At 65.3% G+C, this 24,454-nt stretch carries 15 protein-coding genes, 5 tRNA genes and 3 pseudogenes; 9 read left to right on the forward strand and 14 right to left on the reverse strand.

Going from position 1 to position 24,454, the window contains the following annotated elements; translation table 11 throughout:
- Window positions 1-161: 161 nt before the first annotated feature.
- From U5N23_RS05225 to U5N23_RS05250, 6 genes are all read left to right on the forward strand, one after another.
- Window positions 162-737, forward strand: a complete 576-nt coding sequence (locus tag U5N23_RS05225) for a TIGR00645 family protein (protein ID WP_416208576.1) — start codon at window positions 162-164, stop codon at window positions 735-737.
- Window positions 738-957: 220 nt separating this feature from the next.
- Complete coding sequence (locus tag U5N23_RS05230) at window positions 958-1,914, forward strand: RDD family protein (protein ID WP_322591769.1); 957 nt, start codon at window positions 958-960, stop codon at window positions 1,912-1,914.
- A 242-nt stretch (window positions 1,915-2,156) separates the two neighbouring features.
- The gene (locus U5N23_RS05235; RefSeq protein WP_322591770.1) at window positions 2,157-3,038 is read left to right on the forward strand and encodes an intradiol ring-cleavage dioxygenase; all 882 of its coding nucleotides are present in this window, start codon (window positions 2,157-2,159) and stop codon (window positions 3,036-3,038) included.
- A gap of 32 nt (window positions 3,039-3,070) precedes the next feature.
- Entirely contained in the window at window positions 3,071-3,358 is a 288-nt protein-coding gene (locus tag U5N23_RS05240; protein WP_322591771.1) for a hypothetical protein, read from the forward strand.
- A gap of 23 nt (window positions 3,359-3,381) precedes the next feature.
- Window positions 3,382-4,935, forward strand: coding sequence for an ATP-binding protein (locus tag U5N23_RS05245; protein WP_322591772.1), 1,554 nt, complete (start codon window positions 3,382-3,384; stop codon window positions 4,933-4,935).
- A complete protein-coding gene (locus U5N23_RS05250) occupies window positions 4,932-5,642 on the forward strand; it encodes a response regulator (RefSeq protein WP_322591773.1) in 711 nt (236 codons plus the stop codon). The genes U5N23_RS05245 and U5N23_RS05250 overlap by 4 nt, the downstream gene beginning before the upstream one ends.
- A gap of 126 nt (window positions 5,643-5,768) precedes the next feature.
- On the opposite strand, the gene fumC is transcribed toward U5N23_RS05250, so the two are convergent.
- Window positions 5,769-7,118 carry a class II fumarate hydratase gene (gene fumC / locus U5N23_RS05255; RefSeq protein WP_322591851.1) on the reverse strand — a complete coding sequence of 450 codons (1,350 nt, stop codon included), beginning with the start codon at window positions 7,116-7,118 and terminating at the stop codon, window positions 5,769-5,771.
- Between the two features lie 293 nt (window positions 7,119-7,411).
- On the opposite strand from fumC, the gene U5N23_RS05260 reads away from it, so the two are divergent.
- Both U5N23_RS05260 and murI read left to right on the forward strand, forming a co-directional pair.
- The gene (locus U5N23_RS05260) at window positions 7,412-8,968 is read left to right on the forward strand and encodes a fumarate hydratase (RefSeq protein ID WP_322591774.1); all 1,557 of its coding nucleotides are present in this window, start codon (window positions 7,412-7,414) and stop codon (window positions 8,966-8,968) included.
- 169 nt (window positions 8,969-9,137) lie between these two features.
- Window positions 9,138-10,031 (forward strand): glutamate racemase, encoded by an 894-nt coding sequence (gene murI / locus U5N23_RS05265; RefSeq protein ID WP_322591775.1) that lies wholly within the window; start codon window positions 9,138-9,140, stop codon window positions 10,029-10,031.
- Window positions 10,032-10,118: 87 nt separating this feature from the next.
- On the opposite strand, the gene U5N23_RS05270 is transcribed toward murI, so the two are convergent.
- From U5N23_RS05270 to U5N23_RS05330, 13 genes and pseudogenes are all read right to left on the reverse strand, one after another.
- A complete protein-coding gene (locus U5N23_RS05270) occupies window positions 10,119-10,643 on the reverse strand; it encodes a M48 family metallopeptidase (protein ID WP_322591776.1) in 525 nt (174 codons plus the stop codon).
- A gap of 165 nt (window positions 10,644-10,808) precedes the next feature.
- A complete protein-coding gene (locus U5N23_RS05275; protein WP_063461795.1) occupies window positions 10,809-11,444 on the reverse strand; it encodes a DUF6806 family protein in 636 nt (211 codons plus the stop codon).
- A gap of 284 nt (window positions 11,445-11,728) precedes the next feature.
- Window positions 11,729-11,821, reverse strand: a tRNA-Leu gene (locus tag U5N23_RS05280).
- Window positions 11,822-11,976: 155 nt separating this feature from the next.
- Window positions 11,977-12,052: transfer RNA gene (locus U5N23_RS05285), tRNA-Gly, on the reverse strand.
- Between the two features lie 181 nt (window positions 12,053-12,233).
- A tRNA-Cys gene (locus U5N23_RS05290) sits at window positions 12,234-12,307 on the reverse strand.
- A 56-nt stretch (window positions 12,308-12,363) separates the two neighbouring features.
- Window positions 12,364-12,439 (reverse strand) — tRNA-Gly (locus tag U5N23_RS05295).
- Window positions 12,440-12,526: 87 nt separating this feature from the next.
- Entirely contained in the window at window positions 12,527-14,959 is a 2,433-nt protein-coding gene (gene lon / locus U5N23_RS05300) for an endopeptidase La (protein WP_322591777.1), read from the reverse strand.
- A gap of 126 nt (window positions 14,960-15,085) precedes the next feature.
- The gene (gene clpX, locus U5N23_RS05305; protein WP_322591778.1) at window positions 15,086-16,351 is read right to left on the reverse strand and encodes an ATP-dependent Clp protease ATP-binding subunit ClpX; all 1,266 of its coding nucleotides are present in this window, start codon (window positions 16,349-16,351) and stop codon (window positions 15,086-15,088) included.
- Between the two features lie 101 nt (window positions 16,352-16,452).
- Window positions 16,453-17,061 (reverse strand): ATP-dependent Clp endopeptidase proteolytic subunit ClpP, encoded by a 609-nt coding sequence (gene clpP, locus U5N23_RS05310; RefSeq protein ID WP_063461792.1) that lies wholly within the window; start codon window positions 17,059-17,061, stop codon window positions 16,453-16,455.
- Between the two features lie 141 nt (window positions 17,062-17,202).
- Window positions 17,203-18,517: pseudogene (gene tig / locus U5N23_RS05315) on the reverse strand (trigger factor).
- 75 nt (window positions 18,518-18,592) lie between these two features.
- Window positions 18,593-18,679 (reverse strand) — tRNA-Leu (locus U5N23_RS05320).
- A gap of 94 nt (window positions 18,680-18,773) precedes the next feature.
- Window positions 18,774-21,964: pseudogene (locus U5N23_RS05325) on the reverse strand (efflux RND transporter permease subunit).
- A 100-nt stretch (window positions 21,965-22,064) separates the two neighbouring features.
- Window positions 22,065-23,196 (reverse strand): annotated as a pseudogene (locus U5N23_RS05330) (efflux RND transporter periplasmic adaptor subunit).
- Window positions 23,197-23,390: 194 nt separating this feature from the next.
- On the opposite strand from U5N23_RS05330, the gene hpnC reads away from it, so the two are divergent.
- Window positions 23,391-24,338, forward strand: coding sequence for a squalene synthase HpnC (hpnC, locus tag U5N23_RS05335; protein WP_416208571.1), 948 nt, complete (start codon window positions 23,391-23,393; stop codon window positions 24,336-24,338).
- Window positions 24,339-24,454 lie beyond the last annotated feature (116 nt).

Raw genomic sequence — 24,454 nt, forward strand, 5'->3', positions numbered from 1 at the left:
GGCCACTGACTGGCGCGAAGCTTACAGAATCTACACCCTGCACCGGGCCGGGATAGCCGCTGGGGGAAAGGGCTGTCACTCCACGCCCCTAAAATCGCGCGACCCTAGACCCTCTGACTATCCCCATGTCCCAGCCCAAAAACTCCGCCTCCCCCTTGCCAATGCGCCCCCTGCCCTCGCTGATTTTTGCCAGCCGCTGGCTACAGCTCCCTCTGTACCTGGGCCTGATTCTGGCGCAGGCGGTGTATGTCTTCCACTTCTGGGTGGAGCTGGTGCACCTGATCGAAGCCGCCTTTGGCAACACGGCGGCGCTCAAGAGCCTGGTCTCCAGCATTGGCTACAAGAGCGATTTCGAGGTCACCGCGCTCAACGAGACCATCATCATGCTGGTCGTGCTGGCCCTGATCGACGTGGTCATGATCTCCAACCTGCTGATCATGGTGATTGTGGGCGGCTACGAAACCTTTGTTTCGCGCCTGCACCTGGAAGACCACCCCGACCAGCCCGAATGGCTGAGCCACGTGAACGCCTCTGTGCTCAAGGTCAAGCTGGCCACCGCCATCATCGGCATCAGCTCCATCCATCTGCTCAAGACCTTCATCAACGCGGCCAACTACGACGTCAAGGTGCTGATGTGGCAGACCATCATCCACACCGTGTTCCTGCTAAGTGCCCTGGCCATTGCGCTGACCGACCGGTTGATGTCGCACACGGCCCCTGCGGCAAGCCACCACTGAGGCCCCCGGCCACCGCAGCGCCATGCAATGCCTGCAGTGCAACTGGCAGAACCCGGCCTCGTACACCCACTGCTTCAGCTGCAACGCGCCGCTGGCTGCAGCGGGTGAGGGGCCAGGCCCGCGCGCTGCAGGGGCGGCTCCCGACAAGGCACGCCTTCGACCACATTCGCAGCCGTCCTCCGCCCCAAAGGCTCACGCGCAGGCGACCGTTTTCCCCAGCATGCTCGCACGCCTGGGGGCCACGCTGATCGATGGCCTGGCCATGGCGGCTGTACCGGCGGCCCTGCTGACCGCCTGGGCACTGGCCAGCAGCGCCCTTGAAGGCGTACCACCCGGTCCCCTGCTGGCCGCCGCGCTGGCGCTGGGCGCCCTGGGGCTGTTCCTGCCTGGGCTGATGGATGCGCTGGGCGCAGGCTCTTTCGGCAAGCGGGCGCTGGGCATGCGGGTGGTCACCCGCACGGGAGAGCGGCCGGGCGCGGCACGTTCGGCGCTCAGGCACTTCCTGAAATACTCGCTCACCCTCGGACTCACGCTGGCCGTGCCGTTTTTGCTGCACCGCCTGCTCACGGCGCTGTTTGGTGAACGCGGACTGCACAGCTCCATAACGGGCACCTTTGTGGTCGCGCGCGATGCAGACGATGCCGCCATCCGCGAGGCGATTGCCAACGCCCCGGGGCCCGGCTGGTTCCTCAAGGGGCTGGTGGTGCTGGGCGGCATGGCGGTGCTGGGCCTGGCTGTTGTGGTGGCGCTGGTGCTGTGGAGCCCCCGCAGCGAGCCCGCCAACCCCCAGCGCGATACCGTGCGCCAGCTCGACGGCGCGGCGCGGGTGGTACTGCAGCTGGTGGAGAACCACTACCGCAGCACAGGCAAGTTCCCGCCCAGCGCGGCCGCCATCGGCCTGGGGCCGTCCGGCCCGACCGAACGCCTGCCTGCGGGCTTCCAGGCCCTGAGCATCGACCCCGCCAGCGGCGTGGTACGGCTGACGATTGCCGAGGGCGTGGGCGTGGGCGGCCCAGAGGGCGCAGCACTGGCGGGCAAGCACCTGGTCTACACCCCGCTGCTGCGCACCCGCCAAAAGCAGACCGACATCCGCCAGTGGCAATGCGGCAGCGACGACATCGCGCGCAGCGACCGCCCGTTCCAGTGCCGCCACGCCTCTACCCGCGCGGCGCCATAGGGCGCCCCAGGGCGGCCGTGGCCCGGCCCGGGTCTGGTGAACTGCGCTGTTCAACGGCGCCATAGAACGGCACAGGAACCAGAAATTCGAGCAAAAACAGGGCTTACCGCGCAACAGATATGCCCAAGAAGCTATCAATACGATAGCAATTTCACCCCCATCCTCCCGCTCCCAGATTTCTCCCCAATCGGGCGGCACAGTGCAGGCCATCCCCCCACTGTTCCCACTTGCAGGAGAAATCCATGGACCACCTCCCCCATCCCCCCGCTCCCCTCGCCCTTGCCGCGCAGGCCTCTGCCAACCGCCGTTTTGCCCTGAGCGCCCTGGGCTCGCTGGGTGTGGCCACCCTGTGGGGCTGTGGCGGCGGGGGCAGTGACACGGCCGCCACGGACACCACCGATGCCTCAGGCACGGGAACCGGTACCGGTACGGGCACCGGTACAGGCACTGGGACCGGAACCGGAACGGGCACCACCACCACCTGCTCGGTGGTCCCCGAGGAAACCGCCGGGCCCTACCCCGCCGACGGCTCCACCGCCAGCAACAACACCTACAACGTGCTGGCGCTCAGCGGCATCGTGCGCTCGGACATCCGCAGCTCCATCGGCTCATCCACCCAAGTCGGGGGCGTGCCGCTCACCATCACCATCACGCTGACCAACACCCAGGCCAGCTGCGCCCCGCTGGCGGGCTACGCCATCTACCTGTGGCACTGCACGCAGGACGGCAACTACTCGGTCTACACCTCCAACAACATCGCCGACAACTACCTGCGCGGCGTGCAGGCCACCGATGCCAGCGGCACCGTCACCTTCACCACCATCGTGCCCGGCTGCTACGCAGGCCGCATGCCCCATATGCACCTGGAGGTGTACCCGAGCCTCACCGCCGCCAGCAACGCACGCAACAAGGTCAAGACCACGCAGCTGGCCTTCCCCACCGCGCTGCTCAGCAGCATTTACAGCAGCAATGCGGGCTACAGCGCCAGCGTGCGCAACCTGGCCTCCATCACCTTCGCCACCGACAACGTCTTCAGCGACGGCACCACGCTGGAGATGACCACCATGCAGGCCAACAGCGGCGGCGGCTACGCGGCCAGCATCACGATTTCGATCGCGACCTGACTCCAACCCCTCTCTTCCACAAGGCAACCCCCATGTCCCTGATTCGCAGCTCTCTCGCCCGCCTGGCCCTTCTGGCTCTGGGCGCCACCAGCGTCGCCGCCTGGGCCCAGCCGGAGCGTGGCGGCACCCCGCCCGCACCACCGCCCGAGGCCTATGCCGCCTGCAAGGGCAAGGCCGAAGGCGCGTCCGTCACGCTGACCATGCCGGACGGCAAAACCCTGGCCGGCACATGCCGCACAATGAACGGCACCCTGGTGGCCATGCCCGCAGGCGGGCCCGGTGGCCCCGGCGGCGCGGGCGGCCCGCCACCTGCCCGCTGATCGCAGACCGCCACCCCAGCCCCATGCCCCACCTGACCCTGCACCGCAAAGCCTTCATCGCCCTGGCCGCCCTGCTCGTGGCCCTGCTGCTGATTTTTGCGGGCTTCTCGCGCCTGGGCCTGCAGCGGGGCCTGGGGCCGTATGTGGCCGAGATCGAGCTGGCGCGCATGGACTGGCTGGCCGAGCGCCTGCAGGCCCACCACACGCAGGCGGGCGGATGGGACAGCCTGCGCAACCAGTCCACCTTGTGGGGCCGCCTCAGCCACCCCGGCGGCGGCCCGCGCCGCCCCGGCCCGCCGCCCTCTGGCGACCCCGGCAGTGCATACGAGTTACGGCCCGGCCCGCCCCCAGGCCAGGCAGAGTCGGCCCCTCCGCCCCCACCGCCCGACGACCTGCGCAGCCAGGGCCGGAGCGGCCCGCCGCCATCCCAGCGCCCCACCGACGACATCTACCCCCGCCTGGGCCTGCTCGACGCGCAGGAGCGCCTGGTGGTGGGCACCGCGCCCCAGCCCGGCGGCGCGCGCCTGGCGCTGCGCGGCGAGGGCGGCAAGACCATCGGCCACCTGGTGCTGGCGCCGCCCCAGGGTGTGCGCAGCGAGGCCGACCAGGCCTTCCTGGCCCAGCACCTGGGTTTTGTGGCCTGGACAGGCCTGGCCGGGCTGGCGCTGGCACTGCTGCTGTCGGGCTGGCTGGCGCGGCGCTGGCTGGGCCCGGTCGAGGCTCTGGCCGCCGGCGCACGCGGCATTGCGCAAGGCGCCCTGCACACCCGCGTGCCCGTGCACGGCAACGACGAACTGGCCCAGCTGGCTCGCACCTTCAACACCATGGCCGAACAACTGAGCAGCATCGAGGCCAGCCGCCGCCAGTGGCTGGGCGACGTGGCCCACGAGCTGCGCACCCCCCTGGCCGCCATGCGCGCCGAGATCGAGGCCGTGCAGGACGGCATCCGCCCCTTTGACGACAAGACCGCGCTGCGCCTGCACCGGCAGGTGATGCGCCTGATCCAGCTGGTGGACGACCTGCGCGCCAGCCTGGATGCGGCTGGCACCAGCGCGCCCTCGGCCCAGGTGCCCGTGCACCCGCTGTCGCTGCTGGCCGAAGCGCTGGCCTCCATGCGTCCGCGCCTGGCGCAGGCGGGCATTGGGGTGGACACCACGGGCCTGGACACGCTGGCCACACAGGTGCCTGCGCCCCTGGTGCTGGGCGACGCGCAGCAGCTGCACCAGGTGTTCTTGAACCTGCTGGAGAACAGCCTGCGCTACACGGATGCCGGTGGCCTGCTGCAAATCAGCGCCAGCGAAGTGCCCGCCACTACGCCCGGCGGCGCCCCCCGCGTGCAGGTGCAGCTCGACGACAGCGCGCCCGGCGTGCCCGCGCACGAGCTGCCGCGCATCTTTGACCGCCTGTACCGCGCCGAGACCTCGCGCAACCGCGACCACGGCGGCTCGGGCCTGGGCCTGGCGATCTGCCGCGCCATCGTGCTCGCGCATGGCGGCACGCTGACGGCCGATACATCCCCTTTGGGCGGCCTGCGCATCACGCTGACCTTGCCTCTTCTGGACAACACCGCCCCATGAGCCCCCGCATCCTCGTCGTCGAAGACGAACCCGACATCGCCGCCATCGTGGTGGACTACCTGCGCCACGCGGGCTACACGGTGGAGCACCAGGCCGAAGGCCGCGCAGCCCTCGCCAGCATCGTGGCTGCGCCGCCGGACCTCACGCTGCTCGACATCATGCTGCCCGGCATGGACGGTCTGGAGATATTGCGCCAGGCGCGGCGCCATACGCAGCACCCCATCATCATGCTCACTGCCCGCGTGGAAGAGGTGGACCGCCTGATCGGCCTGGAACTGGGCGCAGACGACTACATCTGCAAGCCGTTTTCGCCGCGCGAGGTGGTGGCCCGCGTCAAGGCCGTGCTGCGCCGCAGCGCTGCAGCGCAGGAGCCACCGACGGCCACCACCACGGTGGCGGCGCTGGTGCTGGACGAATCACACTGGCAGGCCACGCTGCACGGCACACCACTCGGGCTCACGCGGCGCGAGTTCCGCCTGCTGCAAGTGCTGGCGCGCCAGCGCGGGCGCATCTTCTCGCGCGCCCAATTGCTGGACCAGGCCTATGACGACACGCTGGATGTGAACGAACGCGCCATCGACAGCCACATCAAGAACCTGCGCAAGAAGCTCAAAGCGGCCAGTGGAGATGGCAGCGACTGGATCCGGTCGGTGTATGGCGTGGGCTTTGCGCTGGACCCGAACCACGAGGGCCCGCCAGCGACCTGATGGGTAGCAGGTTTCGACGGCCCAGGCACGATAGCTATTATTTCAATAGCTTAAAAGGCAATCAGAGCGGGCGGTAGCGGCATTTTTTGCCACAAAATCCGCCTTCGCCGCAGAGGCCGCGCAGGCTCAACGCCCCACCATCTGCCCAGGCACGACCCACTGGTCAAACTGCTCGCCCGTCACGTGGCCCGACGCGATGGCGGCGGCGCGCAGGCTGGTGCCCTCCTTGTGCGCCTTCTTGGCGATGAAGGCGGCCTTGTCGTAGCCGATGTGGGGGTTGAGCGCGGTCACCAGCATCAGCGACTGCTCCACCAGGTCGTTGATGCGCGCCTGGTTCGGCTCGATGCCGACGGCGCAGTGCTCGTTGAAGCTGGCCATGCCGTCGGCCAGCAAGCGCACGCTCTGCAGAAAGTTGTGGATCACCATCGGGCGGAACACGTTCAGCTCGAAGTTGCCCGAGGCCCCACCGATGTTGATGGCCACGTCGTTGCCCAGCACCTGCGCGCACAGCATGGTCAGCGCCTCGCACTGCGTGGGGTTGACCTTGCCCGGCATGATGGACGAGCCCGGCTCGTTCTCGGGGATGATGATCTCGCCCAGCCCGCTGCGCGGGCCGCTGGCCAGCCAGCGCACGTCGTTGGCAATCTTCATCAGGCTGGCCGCCAGGGTCTTGAGTGCGCCATGGGCATGCACCAGCGCATCGCAACTGGCCAGGGCCTCGAACTTGTTGGGGGCGGTGACCAACGGCAGGCCGGTCAGGTCGGCCAGCTCCTTGGCCACGGCCTGCGCATAACCGGCCGGGGCATTGAGCCCCGTGCCCACCGCTGTGCCACCCAAGGCCAGCTCTCCCAGGTGGGGCAGCGCGGCGCGCACATGTTGCTCGCCATGCTGCAGCTGCGCCACCCAGCCCGAAATCTCCTGGCCCAGCGTGAGGGGCGTGGCGTCCTGCAGGTGCGTGCGGCCAATCTTCACGATGCCGTCAAACGCCTTCGCCTTGGCCGCCAGCGTGGTGCGCAGGCCGTGCAGCGCAGGCAGCAGGCGGTGCATCAGCGCGTCCACCGCCGCCAGGTGCATGGCGGTGGGGAACACGTCGTTGCTCGACTGGCTCTTGTTCACCTCGTCATTGGGGTGCACCAACCGGGCCTCGCCACGCGGGCCACCCAGCAACTCGCTTGCGCGGTTGGCCAGCACCTCGTTCATGTTCATGTTGGTCTGCGTGCCCGAGCCGGTCTGCCACACCACCAGCGGAAACTCCTGCAGGTGGCCACCGCCAATCACCTCGTCCGCCGCCGCCACAATGGCCGTGGTCTTGGCCGCATCCAGCAGGCCCAGCGCGTTATTCACATAGGCGCTGGCCCGCTTGACCTGCGCCAGCGCGCGGATCAGCTCGGGCGCCATGCGCTCGCCCGAGATGGCGAAGTGGTGCAGCGAGCGCTGTGTCTGCGCGCCCCACAGCCGGTCGGCCGGGACATCGATGGGGCCGAAAGTGTCTTTTTCGGTGCGGACTGCGGTCGGGGCGGGGGGTGGAGGTTTTCACGGGTGGGCCTTGCCGCTCTGCGAGCAGATGGGGGGTGGAACGAAACACCAGACCGCAGCATACCCACCCCGGGCCACGGCGCGCCAGCACCCGCCAGCACCCCGCCAGCACCCGCCAGCACCCGCCAGCACCCGCTAGCACCCGCCACCACCCGCCATGGCCCCTGACAGGACCACGCAAGCCCGGCGGGGGATAATTCGGGGTTCGCGTTTTCCCTAAAACCCCCACCGCCATGACCACGACGACCATTCGCCAAGAAGACCTGATCGAATCCATTGCCGGCGCGCTGCAGTACATCAGCTACTACCACCCCACCGACTACATCGCCCACCTGGCCCGCGCCTACGAGCGCGAAAAGAGCCCAGCGGCCAAGGATGCGATCGCCCAGATCCTCACCAACAGCAAGATGAGCGCCACCGGCCAGCGCCCCATCTGCCAGGACACCGGCATCGTCAATGTGTTCCTGAAGGTGGGCATGGACGTGCGCTGGGAAGGCTTCACCGGCAGCCTGGACGACGCCATCAACGAAGGCGTGCGCCGTGGCTACAACCACCCCGACAACACGCTGCGCGCCTCGGTCGTTGCCGACCCCCAGTTCGCCCGCAAGAACACCAAGGACAACACCCCGGCCGTGATCTTCACCGAGATCGTGCCCGGCAACACCGTGGACGTGACGGTGGCAGCCAAGGGCGGCGGCTCGGAGAACAAGTCCAAGATGTACATGCTCAACCCCGGCGACAACGTGGTGGACTGGGTGCTCAAGACCGTGCCCACCATGGGCGCTGGCTGGTGCCCGCCCGGCATGCTGGGCATCGGCATTGGCGGCACGGCCGAGAAGGCCGTGCTCATGGCCAAGGAAAGCCTGATGGACGACCTGGACATGTACGAACTGCAGGCCAAGCAAGCCAGCGGGGCCGAACTCGACAATGTCGAAAAGTTGCGCCTGGAGCTGTTTGAAAAGGTCAACGCCCTGGGCATTGGCGCCCAAGGCCTGGGTGGCCTGACCACGGTGCTGGACGTCAAGATCAAGATGTACCCCACGCACGCGGCCAGCAAACCGATTGCGATGATCCCCAACTGCGCCGCCACGCGCCACGCGCACTTCGTGATGGACGGCTCGGGCCCCGTGTACCTCACGCCCCCGAGCCTCGACCTGTGGCCCAACGTGGACTGGGCGCCGGACTACAACAAGAGCAAGAAGGTCAACCTCGACACGCTGACCAAGGAAGAAGTCGCCAGCTGGAAGCCCGGCGACACGCTGCTGCTCAACGGCAAGATGCTGACCGGCCGCGATGCCGCGCACAAGCGCATCCAGGACATGCTGGCCAAGGGCGAGAAGCTGCCCGTGGACTTCACCAACCGCATCATTTACTACGTGGGCCCTGTAGACCCCGTGAAGGGCGAGGCCGTGGGCCCCGCAGGCCCCACCACCGCCACGCGCATGGACGGCTTCACCGAGATGATGCTGGCCCAGACCGGCCTGATCGCCATGGTGGGCAAGGCCGAGCGCGGCCCGGTCGCCATCGAGGCCATCAAGAAGCACCAGAGCGCCTACCTGATGGCCGTGGGCGGCGCCGCCTACCTGGTCTCCAAGGCCATCAAGACCGCCAAGGTCGTGGGCTTTGAAGACCTGGGCATGGAAGCCATCTACGAGTTTGACGTGGTGGACATGCCCGTGACCGTGGCCGTGGACGCCGGCGGCACCAGCGCCCACATCACCGGCCCGGCCGAGTGGCAAAAGCGCATCGCCTCGGGCGAGTTCAAGGGCATCGGTGTCGCTGCGGCCTGAGGCCTCACCCGACATCGCCCTGGCGCCAGACTCGACGCTGGCGCAAGGACAATGACTCCCCCAACCGCCTTCGGGCGGTTTTTTTTGGGGGTCCAGCCCACTCGGGCACGAAGGCTGCGTCTTTCCTACAATCCACGCTTTCGTCTAACTGCCAGAGCTTGGTTTCTCGATGCCGCAGGCCTCTTTTCCCATCGGTGTTTTTGACAGTGGCGTCGGTGGGCTGAGCGTGCTGCGCGCCCTGCTGGCCACCATGCCCCACGAGCGTTTCGTGTACCTGGCAGACAGCGCCAACGCACCCTATGGCGAGCGCGGCGATGCCTTTGTGGCCGCCCGCACCCATGCCATCACGCAGTACCTGCGCGAGCAGCACCACATCAAGGCCTTGGTGGTGGCCTGCAACACCGCCACGGCAGCCGCCATCCACGAGGTGCGCAGCAGCCACCCCACATTGCCCCTGGTGGGCCTGGAGCCAGCCATCAAGCCCGCGCTGGCGGTGACCAAGACCGGGCATGTGGGCGTGATCGGCACGCGGGGCACGCTGACCAGTGCGAAGTTCGGCAAGCTCATGGCCTCACTGAATGACCAGGCGCATTTTGTGGTGCAACCCTGTGACGGCCTGGCCCATGCCATCGAGCGCAGCGTGGCGCTGCCAGTGGCCACCCCGGGCAGCCCCGTCGATGCCACAGAGACCGGCGCGCTGTGCGTGCGTTATGTCCAGGCCATGGGCAGCTTTGGCACCGCCCCGGGGCAGATGGACACCCTGGTACTAGGCTGCACGCACTACATCTTTGTGGCCCACGAGCTGCGCGCTCTGGTGGGGCCCGGCGTGCAGTTCATCGAAACCGGCGAACCCGTTGCACGCCAGACGCGGCGCCTGCTGGAGGCCGCTGGTCTGCTGCATGTGCCCGCAGATACTCGGCCGGGCCAGCCCCCCGCACCGCCGGCAGCGTCCACGCCCCCGGTGCAACTGCTGACCACAGGCCCCGTCACCATGCTCGAGGCTGCCGCGCAGCGCTGGCTGGACCTGCCCGCGAGCTGCTGCCAGTCCGTGCAGGTGCCCTGATTCAATGTAAAAACTGGCCTCTGCGCGCGCCTATCAAGCCCGAATAGCTACCAAAATAATAGCAATTCAGGCTTGGTTTCACGGCCCTCAGGGCTGCTCCACACCCCACAGCCGGGTGCCCGCGTTTTCCACATGCGTGAGGTACAGGCGCAGGTCGAACTCGTACTGGTGGTACTGCGGCTCCATGTGGGTGCACAGCTGGTAGAAGGCTTTGTCGTGGTCCTTTTCGCGCAGGTGGGCCAGTTCGTGGACCACGATCATGCGCAGAAACTCATCGGGCGCCTGCTTGAACATCGCGGCAATGCGGATCTCATGCTTGGCCGTCAAGCGATTTCCCTGCACACGCGACACCGCCGTGTGCAAACCCAGCGCATGGCGCACCACATGGATCTTGTTGTCGAACAGCACCTTGTTGACCGTGCCCGCGTTGCGCAGGTAGCGCGCCTTCAGCTCCTGCGTGTAGTCATACAGCGCCTTGTCGCTGCGCACGGCATGGACGGCGGGGTACTTGCGCTGCAGCACCGCACCGAGCTTTCCTTGTGCCAGCAGATCGCGCGCTTGGTCCTGCAGCGAAGCAGGGTAGGAACGCAGATAAGGAAGATCAGTGCTCATGGGGATGAAGGCTGCGGCAGACGTGAGCGGCACGGCGGCATGGACTGGCACGATAAGAGCACGCCGGGGTCAACGGCTCGGAGACTCTGCCCGCTGGGCAAGAAAAATGCTCAGCAGTTCAGAGCGCCCCTGACCAGCGCGCCGCGATAGGGCGCTCCGCGCAGATCAGTGCAAATGGCGCGGGCGGCGACCACCACCGCCGCCATGGCCACTGCTGCCCGGCCCGCCCGGACCGCGCGGGGGTTTGCCGATTTCCAGCGAGTTCACCAGCGCATCAAAACGCTGGCTGAACAGCTTGTCGATCTCCGCAACCACGCCGCCCAGCTCGGCGCCATCAAAGTGGCGCTCCATCATGTTCACCACGTCCTGCACCAACAAATCACGCTGCACCTGCATGATGGCGGCGGGGGTGGGGCCGACGAACAGCATCACAAAGTCGTCGCGCGACTCGGCGCCCTGCTCTTCCTCTTCCTCGTCAAAGTCGGCGTCGTAGAACGTGACCTCGATGGCCGCCCCCTGCTCAGCCAGTTCGTTGAGGCTCATGCACATTTCGTCCAGCGACTGGCGAAAGTCTTCATCGCCCCGGACCGTCCAGCACATCTGCAGCAGGTGCTCTTGCGCATCAAACTTGATGCCCGGCTCTTCCTCATAGGCACTGGCAGCGCCATCGGCCAGCGAACGGGCTCCAGCGTATTTCCACAATGGTTTGAGCGCTTCCTGGAGCTGGTCAAAACTCACATCTGCGCGCAAGGGGACCTGTCCGTGGACGTGGATTTCAAAGGGAGCGTTGTAACTTGACATGATTGAATCCTAGAGCCTGTTCAATGTCTTTTTGGAGTCGCACAAGTCCCTGGCCGGGATGGGCTGCTAGGCGCGGTGCGCAGCCAATAGCTTGGCTATTGGCAAGCGCCGCAACGCCGCAGACCGCCCGGCAAGGCACTTGCCCGAAGGGTTGGAGTGAGATCGGGCGATTGGACGCCCCGGCTGCTTGCATGGGCATAAGCCCATACTGCGCAGCCGGAACATCCACTCATCCCGATTGCACTCCAATGCGATCTCCAAAAAGACATTGAACAGGCTCTTCGTGGTGCCCCGAGCCGGGGTCGAACCGGCACGCCCCTTTTCAGGAAAGCGGCGGATTTTAAGTCCGCAGTGTCTACCAATTTCACCATCGGGGCGCCGGCTGCTGAGCGCACACCTGCGTTGCAGCGTAACCCGGGCAGCACATGTGCGCAATGCCCTGTCGTATCCGTGGCTACACGGTTGCCGCCTGAAAACAGCACACCCTGCGCCACCAAGAAAAAAGGGAAGCCTAAGCTTCCCTTTTCAAAATTGGAGCGGGAAAAGAGTCTCGAACTCTCGACCTCAACCTTGGCAAGGTTGCGCTCTACCAACTGAGCTATTCCCGCATTTGCCCGCCTCGCCTAACGTTTCTGCCAGAGCTTATCAGCAAGCCTCGAATTATATCGCTATTTTTTGGCTTCATTCGATTGCTAGCCAAAAAATTTCCAATCACCCACCAGCCTTGTCCATCTTCATCGCAGCACAGAACCCGGAAGATTCTGAGCCACTGACGGTACAGACCGTATCTGGAGGCGCGGTCCGGAGTCGAACCGGACTAACCGGATTTGCAATCCGGGGCATAACCGCTTTGCTACCGCGCCAGGAATTCACATTCCTCTGACAAAAAAGGGAAGCATTTGCTTCCCTTTTTGGAAATTGGAGCGGGAAAAGAGTCTCGAACTCTCGACCTCAACCTTGGCAAGGTTGCGCTCTACCAACTGAGCTATTCCCGCATTTACCGAAGCCTTACATTGTACAACGTTTGCTGCGATGGAGTGAATTGTAGCGCATTTTTGGGGCTCTCCAAAGAAATTTTTGCCTCAATGTTTCAAACCATCGGCCACCGCCGACGAGGCGGCTGCTTTTTCGGCCGGAGCCGGTGCCACCACCGCCACCTCTTCGTCCGTCAAGGGCACAGGTTTGCTCTCCAGCGCCACTTCCAGCACCTTGTCGATCCAGCGCACGGGCACGATCTCCAGCCCGCTCTTCACGTTGTCGGGAATCTCCTGCAGATCCTTCACGTTCTCTTCAGGGATCAACACGGTCTTGATGCCGCCGCGCAAGGCAGCCAGCAGCTTTTCCTTGAGGCCCCCGATGGCAGTGACTTCTCCACGCAACGTGATTTCGCCAGTCATGGCCACATCTCCGCGCACAGGAATGCCCGTGAGCGCCGACACAAACGCGGTGGTCATCGCAGCGCCCGCACTCGGGCCGTCCTTGGGCGTGGCGCCGTCTGGCACGTGGATGTGAATGTCGCGCTTCTCGAACGCTTCATCCTTGATGCCCAGAATGCGCGCGCGGCTGCGCACCACCGTGCGTGCAGCCTCCACCGACTCCTTCATCACATCGCCCAGCGAGCCGGTGCGCGTGATCACGCCCTTGCCGGGCATGATGGCGGCTTCGATGGTCAGCAGGTCGCCGCCCACCTCGGTCCAGGCCAGGCCTACGACCTGCCCCACCTGGTTTTGCTGCTCGGCACGACCATAGGTGTATTTGCGCACACCCAGAAAGTCGGGCAGGTTGTCGGCCGTCACCACCACCTGGGGCGTGAGCTTCTTGAGCTGCAGGCCCTTGACCACTTTGCGGCAGATCTTGGAGAGTTCGCGCTCCAGCGAACGCACACCCGCTTCCCGGGTGTAGTACCGCACCATGTCGCGCACGGCGGGTTCCGTGATCAGCAGCTCCTCGTCCTTCACGCCATTGTTCTTGAGCTGCTTGGGCAGCAGGTACTTCATGGCGATGCTGGTCTTCTCGTCCTCGGTGTAGCCCGACAGGCGGATCACTTCCATGCGGTCGAGCAGGGCCGGCGGGATGTTCATGGAGTTGGACGTCGCCACGAACATCACGTCGGTCAGGTCAAAGTCGACCTCGACGTAATGGTCCCCGAAGGTGTGGTTCTGCTCGGGGTCCAGCACCTCCAGCAGCGCACTCGACGGGTCGCCCCGGAAGTCCGTGCCCAGCTTGTCGATCTCGTCGAGCAGGAACAGCGGATTGCGCGTGCCCACCTTGGACAGGCTCTGCAGCACCTTGCCCGGCAGCGCGCCGATGTAGGTACGGCGGTGCCCGCGGATCTCGGCCTCGTCACGCATGCCGCCCAGGGCCATGCGCACGTACTTGCGCCCGGTGGCCTTGGCAATCGACTGGCCCAGCGAGGTCTTGCCCACGCCCGGCGGGCCCACCAGGCACAGGATGGGCGCCTTCACCTTGTCCACGCGCTGCTGCACCGCAAGGTATTCAAGGATGCGGTCCTTGACCTTGTCGAGGCCGTAGTGGTCTTCGTTCAGCACGCCCTCGGCATTCACCAGGTCGTGCTTGATCTTGGTCTTCTTGCTCCAGGGCAGCGCGGTGAGCACGTCGATGTAGTTGCGCACCACAGTGGCCTCGGCCGACATGGGCGACATGAGCTTGAGCTTCTTGAGCTCGGCATCGGCCTTCTTGCGCGCTTCGGCAGGCATCTTGGCGAGCTTGATCTTTTTCTCGATCTCCTCGATGTCGGCGCCTTCGTCGCCTTCGCCCAGCTCCTTCTGGATGGCCTTGACCTGCTCGTTCAGATAGAAGTCGCGCTGGTTCTTCTCCATCTGGCGCTTCACGCGGCCGCGGATCTTCTTGTCCACGTTGAGGATGTCCACCTCGCGGTCGAGCTGCTCGAACAGGTTTTCGAGGCGCGCCTTCACATCGGACAGGTCCAGCACCACCTGCTTGTTTTCGAGCTTGAGCGGCAGGTGGGCGGCGATGGTATCGGCCAGGCGGCCGGGATCATCGATGCTGGAGATCGACGTGAGGATCTCGGGCGGGATCTTCTTGTTGAGTTTGACGTACTGGTCAAACTGTTGCATCACAGCACGGCGCAGGGCTTCGATTTCGCTGGGCTTGTTGGCTTCCGGCGTGGCTTCAACCGGCGTGACCGTGGCCATGAAATGCGTTTCGGTGTCGTCGATGGAGGTCACCTGCGCGCGCTGCTGGCCCTCGACCAGCACCTTGACGGTGCCATCAGGCAGCTTGAGCATCTGCAAGATGGTGGAGACGCAGCCGACGTCGAACATGTCGGACACCGAGGGCTCATCCTTGGCGGCAGCCTTCTGGGCGACCAGCATGATGCGGCGGTCGGCCTCCATGGCCATCTCAAGCGCCTTGATGCTCTTGGGACGGCCCACGAAAAGCGGGATCACCATGTGGGGAAACACCACCACATCGCGCAACGGCAACAGTGGCAGGTCAATGGGGGTGGCTGGCAGGGGGGTATGTCCGGACATGGAAATCCTCAAAGTGCTCTGTGGATATGGTTCCACATGTGGGGATTTTCAACCCTTGCAGGCAGCCGCACTGCCGCAAGGGTTGATGGTTCAATGGGCTGCCAGAAGGCGCCCGCGCCGGTCATTTCAGGCCTTCTTGGCCGCTTCGCGGTACACGAGCAGCGGTGGCTTGTTTTCTTCGATGGTGGACTCGTCCACCACCACCTTTTCGACGTTGCTGGTATTGGGCAGGTCGAACATGGTGTCGATCAGCGACTGCTCAAGGATGGAGCGCAGGCCCCGCGCTCCCGTCTTGCGAGCCAGGGCCTTGCGAGCGATGGCCTTGAGTGCCGCCGGGCGAATCTCCAGGTCCACGCCTTCCATCGACAGGAGCTTGCTGTACTGCTTGACCAGGGCATTCTTGGGCTCGGTCAGAATTTCGACCAGCGCATCTTCGCTCAGCTCGGCCAGCGCGGTCACCACGGGCATACGGCCCACCAGTTCGGGAATCAGGCCGAACTTGATCAGGTCCTCAGGCTCGATCTCGGTGAACACCTCGGTCAGCGCGCGCTGCTTCTTGCTCTTGACCGATGCGCCGAAGCCGATGCCCGAGGCTTCGGTGCGGTTCTCGATGACCTTCTCCAGGCCCGCAAACGCGCCGCCGCAGATGAACAGGATGTTGGTCGTGTCGATCTGCAGGAAGTCCTGGTTGGGGTGCTTGCGCCCGCCCTGGGGCGGCACGCTGGCCATGGTGCCTTCGATGAGCTTGAGCAGCGCCTGCTGCACGCCCTCGCCCGACACGTCGCGCGTGATGGAGGGGTTGTCCGACTTGCGCGAGATCTTGTCGATTTCGTCGATGTAGACAATGCCGCGCTGGGCTCGCTCGACCTCGTAGTTGCAGCTTTGCAGCAGCTTCTGGACGATGTTCTCCACGTCCTCGCCCACATAACCCGCCTCGGTCAGCGTGGTGGCATCGGCCATCACGAAGGGCACGTCCAGCATGCGCGCCAGCGTCTGGGCCAGCAGCGTCTTGCCCGACCCCGTGGGGCCGATCAAGAGGATGTTGCTCTTGGACAGCTCGACATCGTCCTTGTGGGCCTTGTCCTTGTGGCGCAGGCGCTTGTAGTGGTTGTACACCGCCACCGCCAGCGTGCGCTTGGCCACTTCCTGGCCAATCACGTAGTTGTCGAGGTTGGTCTTGATCTCTACCGGGGTGGGCAGGTCGCTGCGGCCTTCGCGGGCCAGGTCGCCAGCCGGAAGTTCATCGCGAATGATCTCGTTGCACAGGTCAATGCACTCGTCGCAGATAAAGACCGACGGGCCAGCGATCAGCTTCTTCACTTCGTGCTGGCTTTTGCCGCAGAAAGAGCAGTAAAGGGTTTTTTCGCTGGAAGAGCCTTTTTTCTCGGCCATGGGGGCAATGCCTTGTTACGTACGGAAAGTTGTCGGGATGATAACCAAATAAAAAACGGCGTCTTCCCCGGGGAAAACGCCGCTGTGTGAGCCTGTGGCGATCAGGAGCGCTTGCTGATCACCTGGTCCACCAGGCCGTATTCCTTGGCCTCGTCGGCCGACAGGAAGTAGTCACGCTCGGTGTCGCGCTGGATCTTCTCCAGCGATTGACCCGTGCGCTCGGCCAGGATGTTGTTGAGCTGCTCGCGAGTCTTGAGGATCTCGCGTGCATGGATCTCGATCTCGGTGGCCTGGCCCTGCATGCCGCCCAAGGGCTGGTGGATCATGACCTTGGAGTTGGGCAGTGCAAAACGCTTGCCCTTGGCACCCGCCGCCAGCAAGAAGGCGCCCATGCTGGCCGCCATGCCGGTGCACAGGGTCGAGACATCGGGCTTGATGAAGTTCATGGTGTCAAAAATCGCCATGCCAGCACTCACCGAGCCGCCGGGCGAGTTGATGTAGAACGAAATGTCCTTGTCGGGGTTTTCGCTCTCCAGGAACAGCAGCTGCGCCACCACCAGGTTGGCGGTCTGGTCGTTGACCGGACCCACCAGGAAAATCACGCGCTCCTTGAGCAGGCGCGAGTAGATGTCATAGGACCGCTCGCCACGGCCCGACTGCTCGATGACCATGGGGACCATGCCCAGGCCTTGTGTTTCCAATGCGCTCATGTTTTCTCCAGTCAAGCAGATACTGTACCCAGAGCATGAGCATAACTGGGGCTTGTGCACGAAAGCACAAGCCGGCCTGTGTGAACGGCCTAACAGCCAGCGGCAGATGCGGTCAGCAAGCCGCGTCGAGCCAGACGCCAATCAGCCCTGCTGGGCCATCAGTTCGTCAAACGACACGGCCTTGTCGACCACCTTGGCCTTGGCCAGCACGAATTCGGTCACGTTGTTTTCGATCACGACGGCTTCGACTTCGGCCAGGCGCTGGCGGTCGCCGAAGTACCAGCGCACCACGTCTTCGGGCTTTTCGTAGCTGGCAGCCAGCTCGTCGATGTGGGCCTTGAGCTGCTCGGGCTTGGCCTGCAGTTCGTTGGCGCGCACCAACTCGGCCACCACCAGACCCAGGCGCACGCGGCGCTCAGCCTGGGGACGGAACACGTCTTCAGGGATCTCGGCCTTGTCGGCGTCCTTGATGCCGCGTTGCTTCAGCTCGGCACGGGCGCCTTCCAGCAGGCGGGCGATTTCAGCCTGCACGCTGGCGCTTGGGCAGGTCCAGCTCGGCCTTGGCCACCAGCGCGTCCATCACGGCCTGCTTGTTGCGGGCCAGCAGGCGGAACTTGACTTCACGCTCCAGGTTCTTGTTGATGTCGGCGCGCAGGCCATCCACGGTACCGTCGGCAATGCCCAGCGACTTGGCCAGGGCCTCGTTCACTTCGGGCAGGTGGGCGGCTTCGATCTTCTTCATCGTCACCAGGAAGTCGGCGGTCTTGCCAGCCACATCCTTGCCGTGGTACTCCGCAGGGAAAGCCAGAGGGAAGGTCTTGCTTTCGCCAGACTTCATGCCACGCACGGCGTCTTCGAATTCCTTGAGCATCTGGCCTTCGCCGACCAGGAACTGGAAGTCTTCGGCCTTGCCGCCTTCAAAGGGCTCGCCGTCGATCTTGCCTTCGAAGTCGACGGTCACGCGGTCGCCGTCTTGTGCAGCGGCGTCCATGGCGCGCTGCGCGAAGCTGCGGCGCTGCTTGCGCAGGATGTCGATGGTTTTGTCGATGGCGGAGTCGGTCACTTCAGCGGACAGCTTTTCGACTTCGGCGTCCGACAGATCGGCGATCTTGACTTCGGGGAACACTTCGAAAATGGCATCGAAAGTCACCTGGCCTTCGGGAGCGCCTTCCTTTTCGGTGATGCGGGGCTGGCCAGCAACACGCAGGTTGGCTTCGTTGGCTGCCACGGCAAAGGCTTCGCCGACCTTGTCGTTGAGCACTTCGTACTGCACCGAGTAGCCGTAGCGCTGGGCCACCACGTTCATGGGCACCTTGCCGGGACGGAAACCGTCCATCTTGACCGTGCGGGCCAGGCGCTTGAGGCGCGTGTCGACTTCGGACTGGATCAGGGTGACGGGCACGCTCAGCGTAATCTTGCGCTCGAGCTTTTCAAGGGTTTCAACAGTAACGGCCATGGCTATTCCTCTTATGAATGTGGATCGTGCTGGCTGCAGCGCAGCAGCGCCGTGTTCCGCAAAGTCTCACATGGGTGGTGCGCGGGGGGGGACTCGAACCCCCACAGTATTGCTAGCGTCAGGACCTAAACCTGGTGCGTCTACCAATTTCGCCACCCGCGCGGTTCTACAACAAACAAACAGGCGGCAACCTCAGCTGCCGCCTGTGTGAAATCGGTCAACCTTCTATTTTACCCTGATGCGGGCTGGGTGGGAATCAAACCCCTCCAAGAACCTCTGGCGCGGGCCGTTTGACCCGGAACCAGGCGGCATACATCGCAGGCAGCGCCAGCAGCGTGAGCACGGTGGCCACGATCAGCCCGCCCATGATGGCCACCGCCATCGGGCCCCAGAACACGCTGCGCGACAGCGGGATCATGGCCAGCACCGCCGCAGCGGCCGTCAGCACGATGGGGCGCAGGCGGCGCACGGCCGATTCCACGATGGCATCCCAGGCAGGCACGCCCCGCGCGCGGTCCTGCTCGATCTGGTCGATCAGGATCACCGAGTTGCGCTGGATCATGCCCATGAGCGCGATCACCCCCAGCAGCGCCACGAAGCCGAACGGGCCGGTTGAGCAACAGCAGCGCCCCCGCCACACCCGCCAGACCCAGTGGCCCGGTCAGGAACACCAGCATGGCGCGGCTGAAGCTGTGCAGCTGCAGCATCAGCAGCGTGAAGGTGATGAACAGCATGACCGGCATGCCCGCCGCGATGGACGCCGAGCCCTTGGTGCTTTCCTCCACCGCGCCAGCCACCTCGATGCGGTAGCCCCCCAGCCCGCGCGCGCCAGGTTCGCCTGCGAGCTCTTGAGCTGCAGGCTGCAATTGCGCCGTCACCGTGGCGCCTTGCAGGCCTTCGAGCACATCGCACTGCACGGTGATGGCGTAGTCGCGGTTCTCGCGCCACATCACGCCAGGCTCCCAGGTGAACACGGGTTTCGCAATCTGCGTGAGCGGGATGCTTTTGCCACTGGCCGTGGGCAGATAGGCGTTGCCCAGGTCGCTGATGGCATTGCGCTCGTCCAGGGGCTGGCGCAGCACGATGTCGATCAGCTTGTCGCCCTCGCGGTACTGGCCCACGGTCATGCCGCTGAGGATGGTTTTGGCCGCCTGCGCGATGGACTGGCTGGTGACACCCAGCGCGCGGGCCTTGTCCTGGTCCACCTCCAGGCGCAGCACCTTGACCGATTCGTTCCAGTTGTCGTTCACGCCACGGGTGTTGGGGTTGGCGCGCATGACTGGCCTTCACCCCGTCAGCCAGTTCGCGCAGCACCGTCGGATCGGGGCCCACCACCCGGAACTGCACCGGATACGGCACGGGCGGCCCATTGGGCAGCAGCTTGACACGGCCACGCACCTCTGGGAACTCCTGCGCCAGCAACGCAGGCAGTTGCTTGCGCATGACTTCGCGTGTGGCCAGGTCCTGAGGCAACACGATGAGCTGCGACACGTTGGTCTGCGGAAATGTCTGGTCAAGCGGCAGGTAAAAACGCGGCACACCCGAGCCCACCCAGGTGCTGACCGCTGTCACGCCCGGCTCCTGCAGCAGGCGCTGCCTCGACGCGTTTGGCGATCGCTTCGTTCCCCGCAAAGCGGCGTGCCCTCGGGCAACCACAGGTCCACCAGAATTTCAGGGCGGCTGGAATCGGGGAAGAACTGCTGCTGCACCTTGCCCATGCCCACCATGCCCAGCGCAAACATGAGGATGGTGGCGCCGATGGTGAGCCAGCGGTGCTGCACGCACCAGTCCACCAGGCGGCGGAAGGTGCGGTAGAACGGGCTGTCGAACACCTCGTGCGGCTCGTCACGCCCTCGCCGGTGCGGGTTTGCACCTGTGCAGCAGCAGCAGCGTGCCCAGGTACGGCACAAAGTACACCGACACGATCCAGCTGAGTACCAGCGCAATCACCGTCACGGCAAAAATCGCAAAGGTGTACTCGCCCGTGGTGGACTTGGCCATGCCGATGGGCAAAAAGCCCGCGGCCGTGATCAGCGTGCCCGTCAGCATGGGCATGGCCGTGGCATCCCAGGTGAAGGTGGCCGCGCGGAACATGGTGTAGCCCTCTTCCAGCTTGCGCACCATCATCTCGACGGCAATGATGGCGTCGTCCACCAGCAGGCCCAGCGCAATGATGAGCGAGCCCAGCGAAATCTTGTGCAGCCCGATGCCCCAGTACTGCATGGCCAGGAAGGTCACGGCCAGCACCAGCGGGATGGTGATGCCCACCACCAGACCCGGCCGCACGTCCAGCGTGTAGCCGCAGCAGGCCACTGCCCGTGCGGCTTGCGGTGCAGCCCCAGGCTGAGGAAGCTGACGACCAGCACGATGACCACGGCCTCGATCAGCACGTTGACGAACTCGTTGACCGAGCGTGGTCACGGCGCTGGGCTGGTCTTGCACCTGCTCCAGACGCACCCCGGCGGGCAGCTCGCGCTCGATGCGGTCGGTGGCCACCTTCAGCGCCTTGCCCAGCGCAATGATGTCGCCACCCTTGGTCATGGAAATGCCCAGCGCAATGCTTTCCTTGCCCTGGTGGCGCACCTTGACCTGCGGCGGGTCCACATACGCCAGCCTGACTTCGGCCAGGTCAGCCAGGCGCAACTGCGCGCCCGACGGCGTGCGAATGGGCATGGCCTCGCAGCTGGTCCACCGAGCTCAAACTGGCCCCCCCACGCGCACCTGCACCATGTCCAGCGGCGACTGCACCGCCCCGGCCGCTCTCCACCGCGTTCTGCTGGCCCAGCTGGGCCAGCACCGGCGTTCATGTCCAGGCCCAGCTGCGGCCAGGCTGCTTCTGCGAAATCTCGATGAACAGTTTTTCGTCCTGCACACCGAACAGCTCGACCTTGTTGACGTCTTTCACCTTCAGCAGTTGCTGGCGCACGTCGTCAGACAGGTGCTTCAGGTCAGCGTAGCTGTAGCCGTCGCCTTGCAGCGCGTAGATGACACCGAACACGTCGCCAAACTCGTCGTTGAAGAACGGCCCCACCACGCCCTGCGGCAAGCGTGGCGCGCATGTCGCCAATCTTTTTGCGCACCGTGTACCAGGTGTTGGTCACGTCGCCCGGCAAGGTGCTGTCCTTGACCTGGAAAATGATGAGCGTTTCGCCCGGCTTGGAGTAGCTGCGGATCTTGTCGGCGTAGGGCACTTCCTGCAGCGTTTTTTCCAGCTTGTCGGTCACCTGCTCGGCAACCTGCTGCGCCGTGGCACCGGGCCAGTAGGCACGCACCACCATGGCCCGGAAGGTGAATGGCGGGTCTTCGTCCTGCCCCAGCTGAAAGTACGACGCGATGCCCAGCAGCATCAGCACCACCATCAGGTAGCGGGTCAGCGGGCTTGTGCTCAAGCGCCCAGCGCGACAGGTTGAACCCCTCGCTGGGGTTTTGTGGCTGCCTCGTGCTCATGGCTGGCCCTTGCAGTCGGCAGCGCGAGGCAGCAGTCGTGCTACCACTATTCATGAGCTGTCTGTCGCTTTACCAAACTGCGGCAGGGCCGTTTTTTGTTCTATTTTTTTTTCTGGTAAACCGTGACCGTCTGCCCTGGCGGTCAGCACGTGCACGCCCGCCACCACGATCTGCTTCGCCGCCCTTGAGCCCGGCAGCAATGACCGCTTGGTTGCCATCGGCTGTGGCCACGACCACAGGTTGTGCTTTCACGCTGTGGCTGGCAGCGTCATACAGCCACACGGCCGAGCCCCCCGCCTTTTGCCACAGCGCGCTGGTGGGCAGCTTGATGAGCACGGCGTTGCCCGCCCAGCTGCAGCGCCTGGAACGTGCACGTAGGCCGTGGCACCCAGCGGCATCGGCCTGCGTCGGCGTGGATCCAGCGCCACTTTGACCGGGAACGTGCGCGACACCGGGTCGGCACTGGCCGCCACCTCGCGCACCTGGCCCTTGACCTGGCTGTCTGCCGCCCACAACCGCGCACCGCAGCAGCGTGCCGAGCCCACGGCGATGGCCGCCAGCCTTGTGCTCGGGCACCGACAACCACCACGTCGCGCGGGCCGTCGTGGGCCATGCGCACCACCGCCGCACCCTGCGCCAGCACCTGGCCCACCTCGGCCTCAACGCCGACCACCGTACCGGCCTTGTCAGCCACCAGGGTGGTGTAGCCGCGTTGGTTGCCCTGCACCTTGCCTTGGGCCAGCGCCTGGTCCAGCGTGGCTTGTGCGGCCTTCAACGTGGCTTCGCGCCGCTCCAGCTCGGCGCCGCTGATGAAATTCTGGTCGCGCAGCGTTTGGTAGCGCTTGAGGTCCGCCGCCGCCAGGTCACGCTGCGTGGTGGCCGCCTGGACCTGCGCCTGCGCGCGCCTCGGTCGGCCAGCTGGTAGTCCTTCGGGTCCAGCTGCGCCAGCACCTGCCCTGCCTTCACATGCTGGCCCAGCTCGGCCTGGCGCTTGACGATCTTGCCCGCCACCCGAAAGCCCAGGCGCGACTCGACCCGCGCCCGCACCTCGCCCGAATACTCCAGGCTGGACTGCAGAGCGCCGACGCGCCCACCGTGAGCAGCTTGACGGAGCGCACCGGCTCCTCGGGCGGCGCGGGGCGTGAACAGGCGGCCAGCAAAGAGGCGGTGGCCAGCACCAGCAAAAACCGGGAGTGCTGTTGGAGGGGCCGCAAAGCGGAGGGTGTGCGCATGGGAAATCCGGTGAAAAAAAGGGCCACAAGGAAGAAGCGACGGAACCGCACGCGCAGCACAGGCCTTGCGACCTGCGCTGCAACGGGGTGGGGGCCAGCCTCCTTGTCCCTGAATGGAATTGCTTTTGATTACTGACTGACCGGTTAGTAATCTATGAGAAGCACCCCCACCTTGTCAAGCGACAATCCGGGGGGTGAACGACCGCCACAGCCCCCCCAACCCCTCCAGCCCATCTTCCCCGGCAGCCGAACCCGTTGCCGCTCCAGCCAGTGCATCCACCGCGCCTGCGCCCGCCACGGCCCTGGCCGCGCCCGTCACCCACTACGAAAACTTCCCCGTTGCGTCCCTGCTGTGCCCGCCCCACCTGCGCCAGCCCATCGCCGCCATCTACGCCTTTGCCCGCACGGCCGACGACATCGCCGACGAAGGCGATGCCACACCCGCCGCCCGCCTGGCCGACTTGGCCGCCTACCGCGCCGACCTGCTGCGCCGATCGGCCCAGGGCCAGCCGCGCCTCGCGCCCGCTGGGCCGGTGTGTTCCTGCCGCTGGCCAGGCATCGTGCGCCACCAGCTGCCCGTGCCGCTGCTCGAAGACCTGCTCAGCGCCTTTGCCCAGGATGTGGAAAAAACCCGCGATGCCGAAGGCTACGCCGACCGCGCCGAGCTGCTGGACTACTGCCGCCGCTCCGCCAACCCTGTGGGGCGACTGCTTCTGCACCTGTATGGCGTGGGCGACGCGCAGGCGCTGCAGCAAAGCGACGCAATCTGCACTGCGCTGCAGCTCATCAACTTCTGGCAAGACCTGTCGGTGGACATCCCCCGCCACCGCCACTACCTGCCGCGCGCGGACTGCGCTGCCCATGGCGCCTGCCAGGCCGAGCTGCTGGCCCTGCAAAGCACGCGCGAAAACGCACGCCTGATCGCCGACTGCGCCGACTGGGCCCGCGCCACCATGGAAAGCGGCGCGCCCCTGGTGCGCCGCCTGCCCGGCCGCGCGGGCTGGGAGCTGCGCCTGGTGGTGCAAGGCGGCCTGCGCATCCTCGACAAGGTCGAGGCCCTCAAGGGCGGCAGCCTGCACACCCGCCCGCGCCTGCATGCCTGGGACTGGGTGGTGATGCTGGGCCGCGCACTCGTGATGTAAGAAGAAAGATTCATGGGCCACAAGGCGCGCTGACATCTGTGCGTGCGCTGGCTATGGATTTGAGGCAAAAATGGCCTTCACCGCGCATCCATATTGCCTCAGAAGCTATTAATTTG

This window comes from Acidovorax sp. (assembly GCF_034519795.1).
Taxonomy (GTDB): Bacteria; Pseudomonadota; Gammaproteobacteria; order Burkholderiales; family Burkholderiaceae_C; genus Acidovorax.

Coding starts and splice junctions, on each gene's coding strand:
- U5N23_RS05225 (WP_416208576.1), top strand. CDS start 162: ATGCGCCCCCTGCCCTCGCTGATTTTTGCCAGCCGCTGGCTACAGCTC.
- U5N23_RS05230 (WP_322591769.1), top strand. CDS start 958: ATGCTCGCACGCCTGGGGGCCACGCTGATCGATGGCCTGGCCATGGCG.
- U5N23_RS05235 (WP_322591770.1), top strand. CDS start 2,157: ATGGACCACCTCCCCCATCCCCCCGCTCCCCTCGCCCTTGCCGCGCAG.
- U5N23_RS05240 (WP_322591771.1), top strand. CDS start 3,071: ATGTCCCTGATTCGCAGCTCTCTCGCCCGCCTGGCCCTTCTGGCTCTG.
- U5N23_RS05245 (WP_322591772.1), top strand. CDS start 3,382: ATGCCCCACCTGACCCTGCACCGCAAAGCCTTCATCGCCCTGGCCGCC.
- U5N23_RS05250 (WP_322591773.1), top strand. CDS start 4,932: ATGAGCCCCCGCATCCTCGTCGTCGAAGACGAACCCGACATCGCCGCC.
- U5N23_RS05260 (WP_322591774.1), top strand. CDS start 7,412: ATGACCACGACGACCATTCGCCAAGAAGACCTGATCGAATCCATTGCC.
- murI (WP_322591775.1), top strand. CDS start 9,138: ATGCCGCAGGCCTCTTTTCCCATCGGTGTTTTTGACAGTGGCGTCGGT.
- U5N23_RS05270 (WP_322591776.1), bottom strand. CDS start 10,643: ATGAGCACTGATCTTCCTTATCTGCGTTCCTACCCTGCTTCGCTGCAG.
- U5N23_RS05275 (WP_063461795.1), bottom strand. CDS start 11,444: ATGTCAAGTTACAACGCTCCCTTTGAAATCCACGTCCACGGACAGGTC.
- lon (WP_322591777.1), bottom strand. CDS start 14,959: ATGTCCGGACATACCCCCCTGCCAGCCACCCCCATTGACCTGCCACTG.
- clpX (WP_322591778.1), bottom strand. CDS start 16,351: ATGGCCGAGAAAAAAGGCTCTTCCAGCGAAAAAACCCTTTACTGCTCT.
- clpP (WP_063461792.1), bottom strand. CDS start 17,061: ATGAGCGCATTGGAAACACAAGGCCTGGGCATGGTCCCCATGGTCATC.